This is a genomic window from Mycolicibacterium houstonense, from assembly GCF_900078665.2.
GTDB classification, from domain to species: Bacteria; Actinomycetota; Actinomycetes; order Mycobacteriales; family Mycobacteriaceae; genus Mycobacterium; species Mycobacterium houstonense.
This window is the reverse complement of record NZ_LT546207.1, coordinates 2,951,494-2,972,074: the sequence shown is the minus strand read 5'-3', so window position 1 is coordinate 2,972,074 and position 20,581 is coordinate 2,951,494. Positions and strand designations below refer to the sequence as shown.

16 protein-coding genes and 1 pseudogene are annotated in these 20,581 nt (G+C 66.9%); 9 read left to right on the top strand and 8 right to left on the bottom strand.

Going from position 1 to position 20,581, the window contains the following annotated elements; translation table 11 throughout:
• Position 1: 1 nt before the first annotated feature.
• Both BN4332_RS14960 and BN4332_RS14955 read right to left on the bottom strand, forming a co-directional pair.
• Positions 2–685, bottom strand: coding sequence for a hypothetical protein (locus BN4332_RS14960; protein WP_066899217.1), 684 nt, complete (start codon positions 683–685; stop codon positions 2–4).
• A gap of 10 nt (positions 686–695) precedes the next feature.
• The gene (locus tag BN4332_RS14955) at positions 696–1,748 is read right to left on the bottom strand and encodes a M23 family metallopeptidase (RefSeq protein WP_066899215.1); all 1,053 of its coding nucleotides are present in this window, start codon (positions 1,746–1,748) and stop codon (positions 696–698) included.
• 282 nt (positions 1,749–2,030) lie between these two features.
• Here BN4332_RS14955 and sucC point away from each other — a divergent pair, with 282 nt between their 5' ends.
• Together sucC and sucD are read left to right on the top strand one after the other, a co-directional pair.
• On the top strand, positions 2,031–3,194 hold the full coding sequence (gene sucC / locus BN4332_RS14950) for an ADP-forming succinate--CoA ligase subunit beta (protein ID WP_066899213.1): 1,164 nt from the start codon (positions 2,031–2,033) through the stop codon (positions 3,192–3,194).
• 14 nt (positions 3,195–3,208) lie between these two features.
• Positions 3,209–4,111 carry a succinate--CoA ligase subunit alpha gene (gene sucD / locus BN4332_RS14945; RefSeq protein WP_066899211.1) on the top strand — a complete coding sequence of 301 codons (903 nt, stop codon included), beginning with the start codon at positions 3,209–3,211 and terminating at the stop codon, positions 4,109–4,111.
• Positions 4,112–4,165: 54 nt separating this feature from the next.
• Here the strand turns inward: sucD and BN4332_RS14940 are convergent, their stop codons facing one another.
• On the bottom strand, positions 4,166–6,034 hold the full coding sequence (locus BN4332_RS14940) for a S9 family peptidase (RefSeq protein WP_066899207.1): 1,869 nt from the start codon (positions 6,032–6,034) through the stop codon (positions 4,166–4,168).
• Between the two features lie 42 nt (positions 6,035–6,076).
• On the bottom strand, positions 6,077–6,691 hold the full coding sequence (locus BN4332_RS14935; RefSeq protein WP_066899205.1) for a TetR/AcrR family transcriptional regulator: 615 nt from the start codon (positions 6,689–6,691) through the stop codon (positions 6,077–6,079).
• A 253-nt stretch (positions 6,692–6,944) separates the two neighbouring features.
• On the opposite strand from BN4332_RS14935, the gene BN4332_RS14930 reads away from it, so the two are divergent.
• The gene (locus BN4332_RS14930) at positions 6,945–8,471 is read left to right on the top strand and encodes an acetyl-CoA acetyltransferase (protein ID WP_066899203.1); all 1,527 of its coding nucleotides are present in this window, start codon (positions 6,945–6,947) and stop codon (positions 8,469–8,471) included.
• 142 nt (positions 8,472–8,613) lie between these two features.
• Here BN4332_RS14930 and BN4332_RS14925 read toward each other — a convergent pair whose 3' ends face one another.
• Positions 8,614–9,462, bottom strand: coding sequence for an LLM class F420-dependent oxidoreductase (locus BN4332_RS14925; RefSeq protein WP_066899201.1), 849 nt, complete (start codon positions 9,460–9,462; stop codon positions 8,614–8,616).
• Positions 9,463–9,592: 130 nt separating this feature from the next.
• On the opposite strand from BN4332_RS14925, the gene sfnG reads away from it, so the two are divergent.
• From sfnG to purH, 5 genes and pseudogenes are all read left to right on the top strand, one after another.
• Positions 9,593–10,723 carry a dimethylsulfone monooxygenase SfnG gene (gene sfnG, locus BN4332_RS14920; protein ID WP_066899199.1) on the top strand — a complete coding sequence of 377 codons (1,131 nt, stop codon included), beginning with the start codon at positions 9,593–9,595 and terminating at the stop codon, positions 10,721–10,723.
• 132 nt (positions 10,724–10,855) lie between these two features.
• Entirely contained in the window at positions 10,856–11,713 is an 858-nt protein-coding gene (locus tag BN4332_RS14915) for a DUF5336 domain-containing protein (protein WP_066899197.1), read from the top strand.
• A 60-nt stretch (positions 11,714–11,773) separates the two neighbouring features.
• Positions 11,774–12,948, top strand: a pseudogene (locus tag BN4332_RS14910) (cell division protein PerM).
• Positions 12,949–12,958: 10 nt separating this feature from the next.
• Positions 12,959–13,588: a phosphoribosylglycinamide formyltransferase gene (gene purN / locus BN4332_RS14905; RefSeq protein ID WP_066899195.1), complete on the top strand. Its 630-nt coding sequence runs from the start codon at positions 12,959–12,961 to the stop codon at positions 13,586–13,588.
• The gene (gene purH, locus BN4332_RS14900) at positions 13,585–15,147 is read left to right on the top strand and encodes a bifunctional phosphoribosylaminoimidazolecarboxamide formyltransferase/IMP cyclohydrolase (protein ID WP_066899193.1); all 1,563 of its coding nucleotides are present in this window, start codon (positions 13,585–13,587) and stop codon (positions 15,145–15,147) included. Before purN ends, purH begins: the two co-directional genes overlap by 4 nt.
• 50 nt (positions 15,148–15,197) lie before the next feature.
• On the opposite strand, the gene BN4332_RS14895 is transcribed toward purH, so the two are convergent.
• The 3 genes from BN4332_RS14895 to BN4332_RS14885 all read right to left on the bottom strand — a co-directional run bounded on the left by BN4332_RS14895 (position 15,198) and on the right by BN4332_RS14885 (position 19,313).
• The gene (locus BN4332_RS14895) at positions 15,198–16,058 is read right to left on the bottom strand and encodes a type IV toxin-antitoxin system AbiEi family antitoxin (protein WP_066899191.1); all 861 of its coding nucleotides are present in this window, start codon (positions 16,056–16,058) and stop codon (positions 15,198–15,200) included.
• Positions 16,059–16,378: 320 nt separating this feature from the next.
• Positions 16,379–17,392, bottom strand: coding sequence for an alpha/beta hydrolase (locus BN4332_RS14890; RefSeq protein WP_066899189.1), 1,014 nt, complete (start codon positions 17,390–17,392; stop codon positions 16,379–16,381).
• 37 nt (positions 17,393–17,429) lie between these two features.
• A complete protein-coding gene (locus tag BN4332_RS14885; RefSeq protein WP_066899186.1) occupies positions 17,430–19,313 on the bottom strand; it encodes an LpqN/LpqT family lipoprotein in 1,884 nt (627 codons plus the stop codon).
• Positions 19,314–19,461: 148 nt separating this feature from the next.
• Between BN4332_RS14885 and BN4332_RS14880 the strand changes: the two genes are divergently transcribed.
• Positions 19,462–20,581 (top strand): sigma 54-interacting transcriptional regulator (locus tag BN4332_RS14880; RefSeq protein ID WP_066899258.1); only part of this gene is annotated, 1,120 nt, incomplete at its 3' end.

Sequence of the window (20,581 nt, the reverse complement as noted above, 5' to 3'; positions counted from 1 at the left end):
GCTATTGACGCGCGGTCCAGCGGCCGGTCGACGGCAGCACGGTGAACACGATCGCCGCCAACGGTAGTGCCGGCATCGCGTAGACGACAGGATGCAGCCGGGCCCCGGCGATGAACAGACTGCCGAAGATCAGCACGCCGATGACCGCGCCGACGACCACCAGCAGCCGGCCCATCCGCTTGCGCAGCAACATCGCGATGAGCCCGCCGATGGTTGCTGCGGCCGAGATCGCGGCCAGGAATCCGATGGCCACACAGAACAATCGGTCGGTGCGCCACCAGCCGGCGATCAGGTCGGTGGCGATGACGCCGGTGGCCCAGCCGCTGAGGATGGCCAGCGTGGCGGCCACGATCGCGGTGCGGGGATCGGTACCGGCCGAGGAACGCGGGATGACCACGGGCCGGGCGCGGGGGACATAGCCGGTGGCTGCTTCGTCGCCGACGCGGCCGATTAGGCCGGTCTGTGCCTCGCTGCCGGTCAATCCCGAGATCAGGCTGGTCTGTGGTTCCGCACTGCCTGCGGTGGGGATGGCGCCGGTGGGATGACGCCGGATGATGCTGGTCTTCGGATCGTCGGCGGCCGCTACGGGACGGGAAATCGGGTCCTGCGGTTGGCGCCGGATGATGCTGGTCTTGGGATCGTCAGCGTCGGGATGATCGGGTGCCAACTGACCGTCGTCGCTCACTCAGCCAACACTAGTCGCCGGGGGTGAGGCCTCGCTTTGCCAGCCAGCCGGACGGATCGATGCGGCTGGAGCCGTTCACCAGCACCTCGAAATGCAGGTGGGGGCCGGTGGAATTGCCTCGGTTGCCCATCGTGGCGATCTGATCGCCTGCCATCACCCGCTCGCCGACACTGACCAGCCAGGTGTTGATGTGGCCATACAGCGTGACGGTGCCGTCCGAGTGACGAATCTTGACCCAGGCGCCGTAGCCGGCGGTCGGGCCGACGTCGATGACAACGCCGTCGGAGGCGGCCAGGATCGGGGTGCCGATCGAGTTGGCGATGTCGATGCCCGCGTGCAGCACGCCCCAGCGGTAGCCGTAGCTCGACGTCCACACGCCCTTGGTCGGCATCACGAACAGCGGGCGCGACAGCCGGGCCTCGCGCTCGGCGCGCTCCTGGGCGAAGGCGGCGGCCTTGGTGATCTCCTCGGCGTGCACCGCGGAGTCGGCGGTCGAGGAGACCGAGACGATCTGCATGCCGTCCACCGAACCGGTGACGGATGCGCCTTCGATCCGGGTGCCCTCCGACGCCAGGATGGTGTCGTCGGCCTGGGTCTCGGGGCCGTTGCCCAACGAGTAGGCGCCGGCGGCGGTGGCGCCCGCAGCCATGGCGGCGATCATCAGACGGCTCTTGACGGCCCCGGCGGGCTCCTTGCGGTGTGCACCGCGCCGACCGGACAGGTTGATCACGTCGGTGGCGGCGACGCCGTCACTCACATCGGTGTGGCTGTCGCGGTAGGCGTAACGCGAGCTGCGCTCGGTGCCGGCGTCGGGGCGGAATCGCGAGGGCACGGCCAGCCGGACGGGCACCAGATCGTCGGTGTCGTTTAGATCATCGAGTTCGGGGGCATAGATAACGCTGGTTTCCCGGTCAGAGCGGTCTTCTTCGAGGTCGTCAAAGGCGCTGAACGGGATGATGTCGGTGATTTCCGCGGCGTCCAGTTCGTCCGGGGAGAGGGGCCTGCGCCGACGTGCGTCCGTCGGCACCCCTCGCGGAGCTGCGGACGAACGATGCTGCGGCAAGACTCGAGAATCCTTCTTCGTCGTGACCTGAACGTTATCTGGACCAGAGGCACGTTAACCAAATCCCAATGATGGTGGCAACTTATGGGTCTATTCCGCGTCAGAATGTGATCCGTATCACCTCGCGTGGGCGGTGAGATCTACCACATGAGCCGGAGGCGATGCCAATGCATCACGCGGCGATGGATAAAGTTCCTGCGGGCCCGTCACAGGTATGCGGACCGGGCAGCTTCGAAGCGCGCTAGAAGCCAAGCAGACAGACAACGCCTATCTAGGAAGCACATGGATCTCTTCGAATATCAGGCGAAAGAGCTGTTCGCCAAGCACAACGTCCCCACGACTCCGGGCCGCGTGACCGACTCGGCAGAGGACGCCAAGGCGATCGCCACCGAAATCGGCAAGCCCGTGATGATCAAGGCGCAGGTGAAGGTCGGCGGCCGCGGCAAGGCCGGCGGTGTGAAGTACGCAGCCACCCCCGAGGACGCGCTCACCCACGCGCAGAACATCCTCGGTCTCGACATCAAGGGTCACGTCGTCAAAAAGTTGCTGGTGGCCGAGGCGAGCGACATCGCCGAGGAGTACTACATCTCCTTCCTGCTCGATCGCGCCAACCGCACCTACCTCGCCATGTGCTCGGTTGAGGGCGGCATGGAGATCGAGGAAGTCGCCGCCACCAAGCCCGAGCGGCTGGCCAAGGTGCCCGTCGACGCGGTCAAGGGTGTCGACTTGGCGTTCGCGCGCGAGATCGCCGAGAAGGGCCACCTGCCCGCCGAGGTGCTCGACGCCGCCGCGGTGACCATCCAGAAGCTGTGGGAGGTGTTCGTCAAGGAGGACGCCACCCTGGTCGAGGTCAACCCGCTGGTGCGCACGCCCGACGATCAGATCCTGGCCCTGGACGGCAAGGTCACCCTCGACGCCAACGCCGACTTCCGGCAGCCCGGCCACGCCGAGTTCGAGGACAAGGATGCGACCGATCCGCTGGAGCTCAAGGCCAAGGAGAACGACCTCAACTACGTCAAGCTCGACGGCGCCGTCGGCATCATCGGTAACGGTGCCGGCCTGGTCATGTCGACGCTGGACGTCGTCGCCTACGCCGGTGAGAAGCACGGCGGTGTGAAGCCGGCCAACTTCCTCGACATCGGCGGTGGCGCTTCGGCCGAGGTGATGGCCAACGGTCTGGACGTCATCCTGAACGACAGCCAGGTCAAGAGCGTGTTCGTCAACGTGTTCGGCGGCATCACCGCGTGTGACGCGGTCGCCAACGGCATCGTCAAGGCGCTGCAGATCCTCGGTGACGAGGCCAACAAGCCGCTCGTCGTCCGCCTGGACGGCAACAACGTCGAAGAGGGCCGCCGCATCCTGGCCGAGGCCAACCACCCGCTGGTGATCCAGGCCGACACCATGGACGCCGGTGCCGACAAGGCCGCCGAGCTGGCGAATAAGTAAGGGAGCCAACCAGAATGTCTATCTTCCTGAACAAGGATTCCAAGGTCATCGTCCAGGGCATCACCGGCGGTGAGGGCACCAAGCACACCGCGCTGATGCTCAAGGCCGGCACCCAGGTCGTCGGTGGCGTGAACGCGCGCAAGGCCGGCACCAAGGTCAGCCACAAGGACAAGGACGGCAACGACATCGAGCTGCCGGTGTTCGCATCGGTCGCCGAGGCCATGAAGGAGACCGGCGCCGACGTGTCGATCGCCTTCGTGCCGCCGGCCTTCTCGAAGGACGCCATCATCGAGGCCATCGACGCCGAGATCCCGCTGCTGGTGGTCATCACCGAGGGAATCCCGGTGCAGGACAGCGCTTATGCCTGGGCCTACAACGTCGAGAAGGGGCAGAAGACCCGCATCATCGGCCCCAACTGCCCGGGCATCATCACCCCCGGCGAGTCGCTGGTCGGCATCACGCCGAACAACATCACCGGCAAGGGCCCGATCGGTCTGGTGTCGAAGTCGGGCACCCTGACCTACCAGATGATGTACGAGCTGCGCGATCTCGGTTTCTCGACCGCCATCGGCATCGGCGGCGACCCGGTCATCGGCACCACCCACATCGACGCGATCGAGGCGTTCGAGAAGGATCCCGAGACCAAGATCATCGTGATGATCGGTGAGATCGGTGGCGACGCCGAAGAGCGTGCCGCCGACTACATCAAGGCCAACGTCACCAAGCCGGTCGTCGGCTACGTCGCGGGCTTCACCGCGCCGGAGGGCAAGACCATGGGCCACGCCGGCGCCATCGTGTCGGGCTCGTCGGGCACCGCCGCGGCCAAGAAGGAGGCCCTGGAGGCCGCCGGTGTGAAGGTCGGCAAGACGCCGTCCGAGACCGCCAAGCTGGCTCGCGAGCTCTTCGAAAGCCTGTAAGTCGTTACAACGGAAAGGCCCCCGCCACGGCGGGGGCCTTTCTTGTGGAGCTGGTCAGACGCGGCCGCCCAGGTGCTCGGCCAGGAATCGCTCGACGGCGTGGTACATGTCGATCTGGTTGTCCGGGTTGAGGAAGCCGTGGCCCTCGTCGTCCTTGACCATGTACTCGACGTCGACGCCGCGCTGGCGTAATGCCTCGACCAGGTTGTCGGATTCGGCTTGGACGACGCGAGAGTCGTTGGCGCCCTGGACGACCAGCAGCGGCGTGCGTATCTGATCGACCTTGGTGATGGGGGAGCGGGCCAGCATGTCGGCTTCCTGGGCCGGGTCATTCGGGTCACCCACGTAGAGGTGCCAGTTGGTGGCGAGGAACGGCCGGGCCACCGTCGGCAGCGTGCGCATGAAGTTTGCCAGGCTGGAGATGCCGACGTAATCGATGGCCGCGGCGAAGACATCCGGGGTGAACGTGACCCCGACCAGCGAGGCATAGCCGCCGTAGGAGCCGCCGAAGATCGCCACCTTGTCGCGGTCGGCGTAACCCTGTTTGACGGCCCAGTCCACCGCGTCGATCAGGTCGTCGTGCATCTTGCCCGCGAACTCACCGATCGCGGCCTTGGTGAAGGCCTTTCCGTAGCCGGTCGAGCCGCGAAAGTTGACCTGCAGCACCGCATATCCGCGGTTGGCCAGCATCTGCACGTCGGGCTGAAAGCCCCAGCAGTCGCGGGACCACGGGCCGCCGTGCACCAGCAGCACCATGGGTAGGTCGGTCGGCTCGATTCCGGCGGGCAGGGTCAGATACGCATGCAGTTCCAGCCCGTCGCGTGCGGTGATCGTCACCGGCGTCATCGGTGCTAACGAATCTGAATTCAGATTCGGATACGGTCGGAACAGCAGCCTGTTCTCGCCGGTGGTGTGGTCGTAGAGGTAGGTGACCCAGGGGTCGCGGTCATGGGTGAAGTTGACGACCCATCGCTGTCCGCTGTCGTCGGAGGAGAGTCCACCGAGATCGCCGTCGGACAGTTTGGTCAGATTCTCCAGTACCGCAGCGAAATTCGGGTCGAGCGCATGGATCACCTGGCGTTCCCCGTAATACCGGGCGCCGATCAGCTCACCCGTGCGCTCGCTGATGATCACCGGTGACGGCAGCATCATCTGCGCGGCCAGATCGTAGGTCGGGTGGCTGTCCACCTCGGTCTCGGTACCGGTGGCTACGTCGATACGGACCAACCGAGTGCGGTCCGTGCCGGTGTTGGCGCCCAACCAGATTCCGGTGCCGTCCGGGGTGATGGTGATGGGGTAGATGCCCAGCGGGTAGTCGGTCCCGTCGAAGGTGGTGATCGTCCGCAGCGAGCCGGTCTCCGGAACCCATTGCGACAGTTCGACATCGCCGTCGGCCGTCAGCGTCGAACTGAACAGCTCGCCGGTGCGGCTGGACAGCCAGCTGAACACGTTGCCCGGATTCTCGGCGAGCAGCGTGAGTTCACCGGTGGCCACGTCGAGCTCGTACACGTCGAGCAGTTCCGGGTTGCGGTTGTTGATCTGGACGACGGCCTTGCCGGGCCGGCCCTTGGGTAGCTCGAGCTCTGCCCGAGAGCCGGGGAACGGCGTGAGGTCGACGGCGGCAGAGTCCGGATCTTCCAGGTCGACTCGGTAGACGTGCCAGTTCTCGTCACCGCCGGTGTCCTGCAGGTAGAGCAGCCACCGCGGATCGTCGGTCCAGTGGTAGATGTACACGCTGCGGGTCTCGTCCGCGGTGACGCACCGCGGTGGCGCGTCACCGTCGAGGTCCTGAACCCACACGTTGAGGCGGTTCTTCCACGGCGCCAGATAGGCGATCTTGGTTCCGTCGGGCGAGATTCTGGCGCCGGTGCGCTCGGGCGGGCTGAAGAATTCCTCTACCGAGATGAGTTCGGGCAACGCCATGACGCTCCTTTCGCGGGTGCGGACAAGCTCTTTCGGCTGTGCTCAGGACGCCACGGGCCCGCCGAGGCGCCCGTTGGTGGCTTCCCGGATGGCGCGGTCGATCAAGGCCAGGGCCTGCTCCTGAGTCACCTGTTTGCCTTCGACGATCACCGCCACGCTGACGTCCTCGTCGACGACGCGGAACGCGCCGGTGACAGCGGCCGCGCAGAGTCGCACGGTGAGATCCGCTTCGGGCAGACCGAGCCGGTCGGCGATCACCGGGATGAAACCCTGCTCCATCCGGTCATGGACCATCAGGTACGACGTACGCAGGGCCGGTTCTGAGCTGGTCATGGTGGCGATCCGCATCGCGCTGACCTCGTCCTCGACATCCTGAGGGGTCAGCGGGTGTGAAACACCGTCGGCCGCAAGGTGTTCGGACAAAGACAGCTCATGTGGCCAGCGGTTCAAGATGGCGATGAAGCGGTCGGCCGATTTGGCCAGGACTGGTTCGACACAACTTTCCTTGGCGCGGAAGTAGCGCCAGATCGTTCGGGTGGAAAGCCCTGCGGCCGCGGCGATGTCGTCACCGCTGGTGCCTGCGACGCCGCGCTCCCAGAACAACGCGCAAGCGTGCCGAGACACCGCGAGACGGGCCTGGTCCTGCTTGTCGCCCATCGCTCACCTCCAGAACTTGTCACTTAGTGACAGCACCAATGTGTCACTAAGTGACAGCCTCGTCAAGGTGCGCTGGTAGGTGGCCATGCCGTCCCGCCGATTTCTGCGCCTGGGCTGTACTCGCTGCGGAGAACGACTAAGGCGTGGAAATCGACGACGCTGGTTGCTCCGCTTCGGTCTTCGTGGCACCGATTTCACTCTGCTGGCAGCAGTCCGTTAGCCTCACGAATTAACACCTGTCAAGGAGATTGTCATGGTCGATCCGCGCACCCCTGTCATCGTCGGCGTCGGGCAGTTCACCGAACGCATCGATCTCGATGGCTACCGCGGGATGTCCTCGGTCGAGTTGGCCACCGAAGCGGCCCGGGCCGCGCTCCATGACTGCGGGGCGGACACCGCCGCCGTGGCCCAAGCCATCGACACGGTGGCGGGCACGCGCCAGTTCGAGATCTCCGGTCCGCAATCGGTGACCCTGGGCGTGTCCAACAACTACCCGCGCTCGGTGGCGCGCCATGTTGGCGCCGAGCCGGCCCGCGCCATCCTCGAGGTGATCGGCGGCCAGAGCCCCCAGCATCTCGTCACCGAGTTCTCGGCAGCCATCGCGGCAGGCGAGGCCGAGGTGGTGCTGCTGTTCGGTTCCGAGAACACCTCGACGCTGCGCCACTTCTCCAAGCGCGACGACAAGCCCGATCACTCCGAGACCATCGACGGTCAGCTGGAGGACCGCGGCTACGGCTATGACGGCATTTTCGACGAGTACACCGTCAAGCACGGACTGATCGGCGCCCCGGTGCAATACGGCCTGCTGGAGAATGCCCGCCGGGCCCGGTTGGGCGTGTCCGTGGCGGACTACCGGCAGGCGATGGCCGAGCTGTTCGCACCGTTCTCCAAAGTCGCGGCCAAGAACCCGTACTCATCTGCCCCGGTGGAGCGCTCGGCAGAAGAGCTGGCCACCGTCACTGAGAGCAACCGGATGATCTGCGACCCGTACCCCCGCATGATGGTGGCGCGCGACCAGGTCAACCAGGGTGCGGCCGTACTGCTGATGTCCGTCGAGTCGGCCCGGAAACTCGGTGTGCCCGAAGAAAAGTGGGTATACCTGCGCGGGCACGCCGACATGAAGGAGATCAAACTTCTCGAGCGCGCCGACCTCGGCTACAGCGAGGCCGCGATCATCGCGGTGAAGGAGGCACTGCGCGTCGCCGGCATCGGGCTCGACGACATCGCGGCCTTCGACCTCTACAGCTGCTTCCCGTTCCCGGTGTTCAACATCTGCGACGGCACCGGCCTGGCCACCGACGATGAACGCGGTCTGACCCTTACCGGCGGCCTGCCCTTCTTCGGCGGCCCGGGCAACAACTACTCGATGCACGGCATCGCCGAGGCCGTCAGCGAAATGCGAGAGAAGCCGGGACAGTTCGCGCTTGTCGGGGGAAATGGCGGTATCGCCAGCAAGTACTCCGTCGGTATCTACTCCACCGAGCCCGCCGATTGGGCGGCCGATGACAGCGCCGCTCTGCAGGAGAAGTTCAACGCTCAGGATCGGATTGCCATCACCGAAAAGGCCGACGGCCCAGCCACTATCGAGACGTACACCGTGCGTTATGACTGGACGCCGCGGACGGGCATCATCATCGGACGCCTGGATTCCGACGGCAGCCGATTCCTGGCGACGACGACCGACGAGGCGCTGGTGGAACTGCTCTCGGACGGCGAGCCACTCGGCGCGTCGATCATCGTGACATCTGGGGAGAAGCGGAACACCGCGACGTTGGCGTAGCCGTCGGGGGTAGAGGTGCTAGGGCTGGAAACCTGATATCACGCCGACCACCCACGAAATCAACGCCATGGTCGTTCCCCTCGAACTCTTACGACCATGGCGTTGATCTCGGCGCGAGCCGGCTAATGCGGCAAATCCAGAACTAGACCAGCGAGGCGAGCTTGCCCGCGAGCCGTTCCACGTACGCCGACACCTCGGCCTCGGACTTGTCCGGCAGGCCGAACAACACCTCGGTGACACCCAGCTCGCGCCAGTGGGCCAGCTTCTCGGGGTCGGGCTTGAAGTCCAGCGCCACGATCTGCGGGGCGCCGGAGCGCCCGGCCGCGGCCCACGTGTCCTGCAGCAGCTTGACCGGCTCGTCGATGTTGAAATCGCGCGGCGTGGTGATCCAGCCGTCGGCCGACTTCGCGATCCACTTGAAGTTCTTCTCGGTGCCGGCGGCCCCGACCAGCACCGGGATGTGCGACTGCACGGGCTTGGGCCACGCCCAGGACGGCCCGAAGTTCACGAATTCGCCTTCATAGGAGGCTTCTTCCTCGGTCCACAGCGCGCGCATGGCTTCCAGATACTCGCGCAGCATGGTGCGGCGGCGGCCCGGGGGAACGTTGTGGTCGGCGAGTTCGTCGGTGTTCCAACCGAATCCGACGCCCAGCGACACGCGCCCGCCGGACAGGTGGTCCAGGGTGGCGATCGATTTCGCCAGCGTGATCGGGTCGTGCTCGACAGGCAGCGCGACGGCCGTCGACAACCGCACCCGCTCGGTCACCGCGCACGCGGTACCCAGCGACACCCACGGATCCAGGGTGCGCATGTAGCGATCGTCGGGCAGGGTCTCGTCACCCGTGGTGGGGTGGGCGGCCTGCCGCTTGATCGGGATGTGGGTGTGCTCGGGCACGTAGAACGTCGTGAAACCGTGATCGTCGGCGAGTTTGGCGGCCTTGGCCGGGGCGATGCCGCGGTCGCTGGTGAAGAGAACGAGCCCATAGTCCATATCCAGAATTAGAACGTGTTTCAGTCCCAGTAGCAAGACGGTCCGTCTCGTTAGTCTCCGGCGGAAGGAGAAAACTTCACCGCGAGCGATACCCGCGACGTGCGCGGAACCGTTTGCTGGGATCACCGGCATGACGACCGAACGCATCGCCGACCACGTCAAGTTCGCCTACTGGGTGCCCAACGTCAGTGGCGGCCTGGTCACCAGCGACATCGAGCAGCGCACCGACTGGAACTACGAATACAACAAGAAGCTCGCGCAGACCGCCGAGAACAACGGCTTCGAGTACGCGCTGAGCCAGGTTCGCTACGAGGCCAGCTACGGTGCCGAGTACCAGCACGAGTCCACCAGCTTCAGCCTTGCGCTGCTCCTTGCCACTCAGAAACTCAAGGTCATCGCGGCCGTCCATCCCGGGTTGTGGCAGCCCGCGGTGCTGGCCAAGCTGGGCGCGACCGCCGATCACCTCAGCAACGGCCGCTTCGCCGTCAACGTCGTCTCCGGCTGGTTCAAGGACGAGTTCACCCACCTGGGTGAGCCCTGGCTCGAACACGACGAGCGGTACCGCCGCAGCGCGGAGTTCCTCCAGGTGCTGCGAAAGATCTGGACCGAGGACGATGTGGATTTCCGCGGCGACTTCTACCGCATCCACGACTTCACCCTCAAGCCCAAGCCGCTCAATACCCCTGAGCGACCCAACCCGGAGTTGTTCCAGGGTGGCAACTCGACGGCAGCGCGCCGCAACGGCGGGTACTACGCCGACTGGTACTTCTCCAACGGCAAAGGCTTCGACGGCATCACCGAGCAGGTCGTCGAGGTACGTGACCATGCTCGCAATGCCGACCGGGAAGTCAAGTTCGGCCTCAACGGGTTCATCATCGCGAGGGACTCGGAGAGAGAGGCAAAAGAAGTCCTCAAAGAGATCATCGCCAAGGCCAACAAACCCGCCGTCGAGGGTTTCCACAATGCCGTGCAACAAGCCGGCAACTCCACGGGCGACAAGAAAGGTATGTGGGCCGATTCCAGCTTCGAGGACCTGGTGCAGTACAACGACGGCTTCCGCACCCAATTGATCGGAACCCCTGAGCAGATCGCCGAAAGGATTGCCGCATACCGCAAACGTGGCGTCGACCTGATCCTCGGCGGATTCCTACACTTCCAAGAGGAAATCGAATATTTCGGCGCCAAGGTGTTGCCGCTCGTCCGCGAAATCGAGGCCGCCGAAACGGATTCCGCCGACGCACCCGTACTGGTATCAGCTTGAGACCGCTCTGACACACAGCAGGCCCGACCAGCACTCCGTCGGGTGCGCTAGCGTGGAAGCTCGAATCGCTCACGTGGTCGGTATTCATGCCTGCGTGAACACGTCGCGAAGCTCGATAGCACAGGAGAGGTCATGACCTACCCGCCCAGTAACCCCGGATACCCGCCAGCGCCACAGTCGGGTTCCCAATTCGACGCGACTCAGCAGTTCGCCAAGGCCGCCCCTGCGTCGGTGCCCGCCGCCCAGGCTCCCGCGGCCGCGCCTCGGGAGAACAACCTCTCCGCGATCCTGCTCGGCGTCGCGGCCGGCGCCGGCATCATCGCCTTCCTGGTGGGCTTCGGCATCGACGCCAAGGCGGTGTACCTCACCACCCTCGTGCCCGCGCTGCTCCTGATCGCCCTGTTCGGCGGTCTGCTGGCCGGCGTCGGGCTGCTGCCGAAGCAGAACAACTACACCGCGGTCTCTGCGGTACTCGGCGTCGCCGCGCTCCTGGTGTCGGTCTACGTCGTGTTCTCCATCGACGGCGAGGTCGGCGGAGCGCTGTGGACGATCCTCGCGCTCACCCTGATCCAGGCCGCAGCCGCGATCACGGCGTTGCTGTTCGACGCCGGCGTCCTCACGCCTCCGGCGCCCAAGCCGCAGTTCGACCAGCAGGCACAGTACGGCCAGTACGGCGGTCCGTCGCAGTACTACGGGCAGCAGCACCAGCCGCAGGTCGGCGGCCAGCCCTACCAGCAGGCTCAGCCGCAGCGCCCCGGCTACCCGTCGCAGTACGGCGGCTACTCCGGCCAGAACACCGGAGGATTCCCGATCCAGGCGCCGCAGGGCCAGCAGGGGCAGCAGCCGAGCGGCCCGCCGACCCCTCCGACGGGCTACCCGACCTACGGCCAGCCGCAGCAGGGGGGCTCCTCGGCGCCCACCACTGCCTTCCCGGCAGAACAGCAGGCACAGCAGTCGTCCTCACAGCAATCCGGCCCCGCGCCGTCGTAAGCTGATCGGCGCGTGCGCTGCCCGCGCACGCGCCGATCATTGCGAGGAGCAGCCCAGCTAGTGAGTAACCGGCCAGTCGGCACCCGTCAGGCACGCGAGTTGCTCCGGGTCGCGTTCGGGCCCTCGGTCGTCGCGCTGGTGATCATCGCAGCGGTTGTGCTGCTGCAGCTGCTGATCGCCAACAGTGACATGACGGGCGCATTCGGTGCGATCGCCAGCATGTGGCTGGGCGTGCACCAGGTGCCGGTTTCGATCGGCGGCAGCGAACTCGGAGTGATGCCGCTGCTGCCGGTGCTGGCCATGATCTGGGGCACCGCCCGCACCACGGCCGCCGCCACCGCGCCCAACACCTCCTGGTTCGTCACCCGCTGGGTGGTGGCCTCCGCCCTCGGCGGGCCCATTCTCATCGCGGCCATCCTGTTGGCCGTCATCCATGACGCCGCCTCGGTGATCGGCGAACTGCAGACCCCGAGTGCGCTGCGCGCTTTCACCAGCGTGCTGGTGGTCCACGCGATCGGCGCCGTCATCGGCGTCGGTTCGAAGGTGGGCCGGCGCACCCTGGCCGCTTCACCGCTGCCCGGCTGGCTGCCCGACGCCCTTCGCGCCGCAGTGGCCGGGGTGCTGGCGCTATTCGGGCTGTCCGGCGCGGTCACCGCGGTCTCACTGGTGGTGCATTGGGGCACCATGCACGACCTGTTCGCCATCACCGACAGCCTGTTCGGCCAGCTCAGCCTGACCCTGCTGTCGATCCTCTACATCCCCAACGTGATCGTGGGGACCTCGGCGATCGCCGTTGGCTCCAGTGCCCACATCGGGCTGGCCACTTTCAGTNGATCGGCGGGTTGACGGTGGCCATGTCCGGTGGCCTGACCCGCAAGCCCCGCCCTGTGGCGGCGCCCCAGCCCGAGCCCGAACCGGAACCCGAAGCCGACGACACGCCCGAGCCTGCGCCCGAACAAGCCGAGGACGTCTACCTCGAGGCAGACCCCGAGCCGGACCTCGAACCCGGCGAACCCCTGGTGTCGTGGTCGGCCGAGGAGCCGCCTGCTGAAGAGCCGGAGTACGAGCCGCAGTCCGAGGCCGAATATGACGCCGAGTATGAGCCGGAAACCGTCTACGAGCGCCGTCCCCGCACCTACGAGGACCTCGGTGACGATCCCGAGGACCACTTCATCGTCGACGACCTGCCCGACGACCCAGTGACCGGCGATCAGCCGCGTCGCGCGGGCGACTAGGCTGCTGCGCGTGCAGCAACCGCTACGAGTACCTCCGAGTGCTCCGGCACGGCTGGTAGTGCTGGCTTCGGGGACAGGGTCGTTGCTCGCCTCGCTACTGGCTGCCGCCGTCGACGACTACCCGGCGCGCGTCGTCGCCGTCGGAACCGACCGCAAATGTGCTGCCCTGGACATCGCATCGGCGGCCGGGGTGCCGTCCTACACCGTCCGGCTGGGGGATTACCCCGACCGCGGCGCCTGGGATGCCGCGCTCACCGCCGCCACGGCCGAACACGAGCCCGATTTGGTGGTCTCGGCCGGGTTCATGAAGATTCTCGGTGGTCAATTCCTCTCCCGTTTTCCGGGCCGGGTGGTCAACACCCATCCCGCACTGCTGCCGGCTTTCCCGGGGGCGCATGCGGTGCCCGAAGCATTGGCTTATGGGGTGCGGGTGACGGGCTGCACGGTGCATCTCGTGGACGCAGGTATGGATACCGGGCCGATTCTGGCCCAGCAGCCCATCGAGGTGCTCGATGATGACACCGAAGAGACTTTGCACGAGCGCATCAAGGTGGTCGAACGGCGACTGCTGGTTGATGTGTTGGCCGCGCTGGCAACCCGCGGCGTGACCTGGACTGGACGAAAGGCGACCATAGGGTGAGCGAGAAGAAACCGATCCGGCGAGCGCTGATCAGTGTCTATGACAAGACCGGCCTGGCCGATCTGGCCCGCGGCCTGCACGAGGCGGGCGTGGCCATCGTCTCCACCGGGTCGACTGCGAAAACCATTGCCGCCGCAGGTGTTCCGGTCACCCCGGTCGAGGACGTGACGGGCTTTCCCGAGGTGCTCGACGGCCGCGTCAAGACCCTGCACCCGCGCGTGCACGCCGGTCTGCTGGCCGATACCCGCAAGCCCGAGCACGTTGCGGCCCTGGCCGAGCTCGAGGTCGAGGCGTTCGAGCTGGTGGTCGTGAACCTGTATCCGTTCTCCGAGACCGTGGAATCCGGGGCGTCGGTGGACGAGTGCGTCGAGCAGATCGACATCGGCGGGCCGTCGATGGTCCGGGCGGCCGCCAAGAATCATCCGAGTGTGGCCGTGGTCGTCGATCCGCTGGGTTACGACGGGGTGCTGGCCGCCGTGCGGGCCGGAGGCTTCACTCTTGCTGAGCGGAAGATCTTGGCGTCCTTGGCATTTCGGCACACCGCCGAGTACGACGTGGCGGTGGCCAGCTGGATGGGGTCGACGCTGGCGCCGGAAGAGCCCGCCCAGAAGCTGCCGCAGTGGTACGGCGGCACCTGGCACCGCAGCGCGGTGCTGCGCTACGGCGAGAACCCGCATCAGCAGGCCGCCGTCTACCGCGACGACTCCGCGTGGCCCGGACTGGCCCAGGCCGAGCAGTTGCACGGCAAGGAGATGTCCTACAACAACTACACCGACGCCGATGCGGCGTGGCGGGCCGCGTTCGACCACGAAGAGATCTGCGTGGCGATCATCAAGCACGCCAACCCGTGTGGCATCGCGATCTCCTCGAAGTCGGTGGCCGATGCCCACCGCAAGGCCCACGAGTGTGACCCGCTGAGCGCGTTCGGTGGCGTGATCGCCGCCAACACCGAGGTCAGCGTCGAGATGGCCGAGACCGTCGCCGACATCTTCACCGAGGTGATCATCGCCCCGGCGTACGAGCCCGGTGCGGTGGAAGTGTTGGCCCGCAAGAAGAACATCCGGATCCTGGTGGCCTCCGAGCCGCTGGTCGGTGGCATCGAGATGCGCCAGATCAGTGGCGGGGTGCTGCTGCAGGAGCGCGATGCACTGGACGCCGAGGGTGACGACCCGGCCAACTGGACGCTGGCCACCGGCGAGCCGGCCGACCCGGAGACGCTGAGCGATCTGGTGTTCGCCTGGCGCTCCTGCCGCGCGGTGAAGTCCAACGCGATCGTGGTCGTCAAGGACGGCGCCACCGTGGGTGTCGGTATGGGGCAGGTCAATCGCGTCGACGCGGCCGGACTGGCAGTGCAGCGCGCCGGGGATCGGGTGGCCGGTGCGGTCGCGGCCTCCGATGCGTTCTTCCCGTTCCCCGACGGCCTGGAGACGCTGACGAACGCCGGCGTGAAGGCCGTCGTGCACCCGGGTGGATCGGTGCGTGACGCCGAGGTGACCGCGGCCGCCGAGGCTGCGGGCATCACGCTGTACCTCACCGGGGCAAGGCATTTCGCGCATTAACCGCTGGGCTTTGCGCCGTTTCCTACGCTCGGGCTGTGACCGTCGTGGCGTCACGACCCGGGTGTGGGAAACGGTGAAGCGCCACGCCGGGCAAACGCCTCTCGAACGCGGTGCAGGATGAACGTCTTGCTGTGCTCGGCGACGACGCGGATGTCGATCCAGCCTTCGCGTTCGATGAGTTCACCGCGGCCGATGTCGTGCACGTACCGCGGTCGATCCGCGGCATGGTGCTTACCTTCGTAATCCAGGCCCACCTTGACGTCGTCATACCCCATGTCGATGAACGCCTCGCTGAAACTGTCGCTGACCCGGATCTGCGTGCGTGGCCGGCGGAAACCCGCGTCGATGAGCAGTAGCCGCAGCCAGGTCTCCCGCGGTGACTGCCCACCGGCGTCCATCAGGTCGAGTGCCGTTCGGGCGCTTCGAATTCCACGTAGTCCGCGATACCGCGCGGCGAGTTCCAGCACGTGCTCGGCTTCGACGCCGGTCGCGATGGCCAGCGCGTCGAGGTGAGCAACTGCCGGGTCCCGCGGAAGAAAGCGCGCGAGGTCTAGCGCCGTGTGTAGCGGTGTGGTGACGCTGAATTCGCCGATCCGGCAGTTTTCGTCGGGCCGGATGCGTTCCTCGCGCACGATGACGCCGGGTCGGCGACGCCCGTGCTCGGTGATCAGTTCGACCGGGGCGTCGTCGTGGACCCATTGCGCACCGTGTAGTGCCGCGGCCGCGCGCCCGGCGACGATTCCGCGGCGGCCGGTCCACAGCCATGCGGCCATGGTGTTGGCGTGCAGTGTTCGGACGGTGTCCTTCGGCAGATACACGCGCGGATGTGCCGCGGCGTAACGCCATCGCAGCTGACCCCGGGTGAGGACCCCTGCCGCGAGCGCTTCGGGTCCGATGAATGGCAGGTTCATGGCTACCGATGGTCGACAGCGCGCCCGACGGATCAACGGTGCTCCGACGTTCATCGGTTGGCGTTGGGGATGAACCGCGTGCTGTGGATCAACGGTCGGCGCGGCCGCCCACCGGTTTCTACCTAGGGGGCGTGATCGCGCAGGCGTGACAGCCCGCAGGTAGAAAGCGGCGGGGTCGGTCGACGCGGCCGCTCACCGGTTTTTACCTAGGGGTCGCTGAGCCACGCGATCTACCGCCCACATGTAGAAAGCGGCGCACGCGCAGGCGCAGACAGGCCGTATGCACGCGGCGCGCGCACTCGCGGGCAACGCCAACAGCCCTACGCGCTGACTTCGTCCTCGGCCTCGGTGGTCGCATATGCGATGAACGAGGTGATCTCCTCGACCGCGCGGCGCGCATCGGGGTTGATGTCGAAGCTGAGCTGGAACATGTGCATTGCCCTGTCCCACACCTGAACCCAGGCCGGCACACCGGCGGCCTGCAGCTTGTCGGCCAGGGCAAAGGTGTCGTTCAACAGCATCTCGTGGGTGCCGACCTGCAGCAGGAACGGACCCAACCCGTGCAGGTCGGCCTCGGGCGGCATCACCGGGGTGGGCCGGGTGCCGTTGACGGTGGCGAACACGTCGTAGATGAACTTCACCGTCATGAACGGGAACATCACGTCGCGATGCTCTTGCAGGGCACGGTATTTCAGGTCCATGTCGGAGGAGGTCAGCGGTGACAGCAGGACCTGCCCGGCGGGCACCGGTAGCCCGGCGTCGCGGGCGGCCAGCGCGGTGTCGGCGGCGAACAGTCCACCGGCCGAATCCCCGGCCAGGACAATCTTTTCGGGGGCGTATCCGAGCGACAGTGCCAGGCGGTACCCGTCGAGGCCGTCGGCGACGGCATCGTCGATGTCGGCCTGCGGGGCCAGCCGGTAGCCGACGTTGAGCACGCGCGCGCCGGTGGTGGCCGACAGCTTGGACACGAAGCGCCGATGTGAGTTGAGGCCGAGGGTGACGAGTGCCGACCCGTGCAGGTACACGATCACCCGATCGGAGTCGCGGGCCTCGGGGGCGATCACCCATTCCGCCGGGCAGTTGGCCAGCGCCACGGGTGTCACCTCGGTGCCGGGCAGCGGCTTGATGACCCGCAGCGGCTTGTCGATGACATCGAGGCGGGCCCGCTGCAGCAGCGCGGGGGAGACGCGGTTGATACCCAGGCCGATCAGGGTCAGCAGACCCAGCAAGGGGCGGACGAAGATCGCGGTGGTCCAGCCGAGTGCCCTGGACTGCAGAGATGCGGGGCCGAAGTTCACGGTGGCCGGCTGGCTACGCCAATCGAGCGAATTCACGGTACCAAGGGTACTGGGTACCTGAAGTACCTCCCGCTCAGGGCAGCGTGATGGTGGCCTGGCCCTCGATTGCCTTGTTGACGTCGGCCAGCGCGCCCCGGTCGCGTTCGGGTGCGTCGGCGTTGATCTGCAAAACGTAGACGTTGCCCGGCGCCTGGATCACCACGGTGGTCTGGGTGATCGCGCGACGCTGATCGCCCTTGGCGTACGTGCCGCCCAGATGCACGCTGGGGAACCCGCTGATGTTTCCGCGCGTCACGTCGCCCTCGGGCTTGTAGTCCGCCAGGTTCTGCAGCTCGCTGGGTGCGAACTCGAGCAGCTTGTTGGGGTCGACGTTGCCGGCCAGCTTGGAGATCAGCGAGATGACCGACGGTGGATCGGTCGGGTTCGCCGGATCGTTGACGATCGCCGAGTAGGCCCAGTCCGGGGTGCGGGTGCCGGCGTCGATCCAGCCCGGCGGGGTCGGCATGTTGAACGTCGGAGAGCCCGGATCGCCACGGTGGACCGGGGTTTCGACGATGCCGTTCTGCTTGATGTAGTCGGCGATCGTGAAGGCGTGGGTGCCGGCCGCCTTGGGTGAGGCCGACGTCGACGCGGGGCTGGTGTCGGTGGCCACCGCTGACGTGGTCTCGCCGCCGCCGCCGCCGCCGTTGTCGTCGCCGCCGGAGGTCATGGCCACGGTGATGCCGCCGACGAGCAAGATCACCGCGCCCAGCGCGGCGGCGGCCATGACGAGGTTGCGTCGCTTGTTCGACTTCTGGGGGAGCGGGGTGTGGGGCAGCGGAGGCGGCCGGAAGTTCGTCTGCGGCGGACCGCCCGGCCCCGGCGGCCCCACCGGTGCAGGCGGTCCGCTCAGGCCTTGCATGCCGACCGGCCCTTGGCTCGCGACAGGTTTGCTGGATGAGGTCTCGTTGCCGGCCCACGACGAGGTGAACACCGGCGGCTCCGACGGTGGCATGGGCCGCGGGTTCGACGGCGACAGCGGCGTCGGCGGCGGGGGCACCGTCTTCGGGATGATCAGCGGGGTGGTCGGCGGGGCCGGCTCGTGGGCCGGTGCGGGCGGGCGTGCCACCGGGACCGTCTTGGTGGCCGCCTCGGCAAGTGCGACGGCGAAGTCATGGCAGGTTTCGTAGCGGTCCTTGGCGTCCTTCGCCAGGGCCTTGGCCATCACCGAATCGAACACGGCCAGTTCGGGTTTCGTATCGGCGAGCTTCGGTGGCGGGGAGTTCAGATGGTGGCTGATCACCACTGCCGGGTTGCTGTGCGCGAACGGCGGGGCGCCGGTGAACAAACGGTAGGCGGTGGCGGCCAGCGAGTACTGGTCGGCGCGGCCGTCGAGCGGCTGGCCCATCAACTGCTCGGGTGCCGTGTACGACATCGAGCCCACGGTGATGTTGGTCGAGGTGAGCCCGTTGACCTCATCGGCGCGACGCGCGATGCCGAAGTCGGTGAGCATGATGCGACGCTTGGCGCCCTGTTTGCTGGTGAGCAGAATGTTGGCCGGTTTGACGTCGCGGTGCAGCAGCTTGCGCTGATGCGCGTAGTCCAGCGCATCGCCGACGGCGGTGACCACCTCGACGACATCCTCGGCCGGCATGCCCGACGGGTACTGGTCGTGGAGCAGTCGCGCGGCGTCATGCCCGTCGACGTAATCCATCGAGATCCACAACCGGCCCTCGAACTCGCCGCGGTCGTGCACGCCGACGATGTGCGGGTGCCACAGCGTGGCGGCCATGTCGGCCTCGCGAATGAACCGCTGCCGGAATTCGTCGTCCGAGCTGACGCTGATGGGCAGCACCTTGAGAGCGTCCTCACGGGGCAACCGTGGGTGGGACGCCAGATAGACCTCGCCCATGCCACCAGTGCCCACCAACTTCACGATGGTGAACCCTGCGAATTCCTGACCGCTAGCCAACGGCATGGGCGCAGACTACCGGTCTCGGCGCTCGGACAACGACTATGTCGGGCGGTGCGGTCATGCGCGGCGGGTCGCGGCCGCGAGCGGCCCCGAGTACTCGAGTCTGGCGGGTGGCGATGTGTGTGCGCGTGTTCAGTCGTAGCGTGGAGTGGTGAGCCAACCCAAGGATCTGCCTCGCACCGTCGGTGAGCTGCGTGCCTCCGGCCATCGTGAGCGGGGCGTGAAAGCCGAAATTCGGGAGAACCTGCTGGCCGCGCTCGCGGACCGTCGCGATGTGTGGCCGGGCATCCTGGGATTTGACGACACGGTGATCCCGCAGCTGGAACGGGCCTTGATCGCCGGGCACGACGTGGTGCTGCTCGGTGAGCGTGGCCAGGGCAAGACGCGGCTGTTGCGCGCGCTGACGGGTCTGCTCGACGAGTGGACGCCGGTGATCGCCGGGTCGGAACTGGGCGAGCACCCATACAGCCCGATCACGCCGGAGTCGATCCGCCGGGCCGCCGATTCCGGGGACGACCTACCGATCGAGTGGCGCCACCGCAGCGAGCGCTACACCGAGAAGCTGGCGACACCGGACACCAGCGTGGCCGATCTCGTCGGCGACATCGACCCGATCAAGGTGGCCGAGGGGCGCAGCCTGGGTGACCCGGAAACGATCGCCTACGGGCTGATCCCGCGGGCGCACCGCGGCATCGTGGCGGTCAACGAGCTGCCCGATCTGGCCGAGCGCATTCAGGTGTCGATGCTCAATGTGATGGAGGAGCGCGACATTCAGGTCCGCGGGTACACCCTGCGGCTGCCGTTGGACGTGCTCGTCGTCGCGAGCGCCAACCCGGAGGACTACACCAACCGCGGCCGGATCATCACGCCGCTCAAGGACCGGTTCGGCGCCGAGATCCGCACCCACTACCCGTTGGAGATCGACGACGAGGTCGGCGTGATCCGGCAGGAGGCCCAATTGGCCGCCGAGGTGCCTGATTACCTACTCGCGGTGCTGGCCCGGTTCGCCCGCAATCTGCGTGAGTCGAGTTCGATCGACCAGCGTTCCGGGGTGTCGGCACGGTTCGCGATCGCCGCGGCCGAGACGGTGGCCGCCTCGGCACGGCACCGCTCGGCGATCCTCGGCGAGGACGATCCGGTGGCTCGCGTGGTGGACCTGGCCACCGTGATCGACGTGCTCCGCGGCAAGTTGGAGTTCGAGACCGGCGAGGAAGGGCGGGAGCAGGCGGTGCTGGAGCACCTGCTGCGACGCGCCACCGCCGACACCGCGC

What these genes read in the sequence shown, in the direction of transcription:
- sucC (WP_066899213.1), top strand. Translation starts at nt 2,031, where the DNA reads ATGGATCTCTTCGAATATCAGGCGAAAGAGCTGTTCGCCAAGCACAAC.
- sucD (WP_066899211.1), top strand. Translation starts at nt 3,209, where the DNA reads ATGTCTATCTTCCTGAACAAGGATTCCAAGGTCATCGTCCAGGGCATC.
- BN4332_RS14940 (WP_066899207.1), bottom strand. Translation starts at nt 6,034, where the DNA reads ATGGCGTTGCCCGAACTCATCTCGGTAGAGGAATTCTTCAGCCCGCCC.
- BN4332_RS14935 (WP_066899205.1), bottom strand. Translation starts at nt 6,691, where the DNA reads ATGGGCGACAAGCAGGACCAGGCCCGTCTCGCGGTGTCTCGGCACGCT.
- BN4332_RS14930 (WP_066899203.1), top strand. Translation starts at nt 6,945, where the DNA reads ATGGTCGATCCGCGCACCCCTGTCATCGTCGGCGTCGGGCAGTTCACC.
- BN4332_RS14925 (WP_066899201.1), bottom strand. Translation starts at nt 9,462, where the DNA reads ATGGACTATGGGCTCGTTCTCTTCACCAGCGACCGCGGCATCGCCCCG.
- sfnG (WP_066899199.1), top strand. Translation starts at nt 9,593, where the DNA reads ATGACGACCGAACGCATCGCCGACCACGTCAAGTTCGCCTACTGGGTG.
- BN4332_RS14915 (WP_066899197.1), top strand. Translation starts at nt 10,856, where the DNA reads ATGACCTACCCGCCCAGTAACCCCGGATACCCGCCAGCGCCACAGTCG.
- BN4332_RS14895 (WP_066899191.1), bottom strand. Translation starts at nt 16,058, where the DNA reads ATGAACCTGCCATTCATCGGACCCGAAGCGCTCGCGGCAGGGGTCCTC.
- BN4332_RS14885 (WP_066899186.1), bottom strand. Translation starts at nt 19,313, where the DNA reads ATGCCGTTGGCTAGCGGTCAGGAATTCGCAGGGTTCACCATCGTGAAG.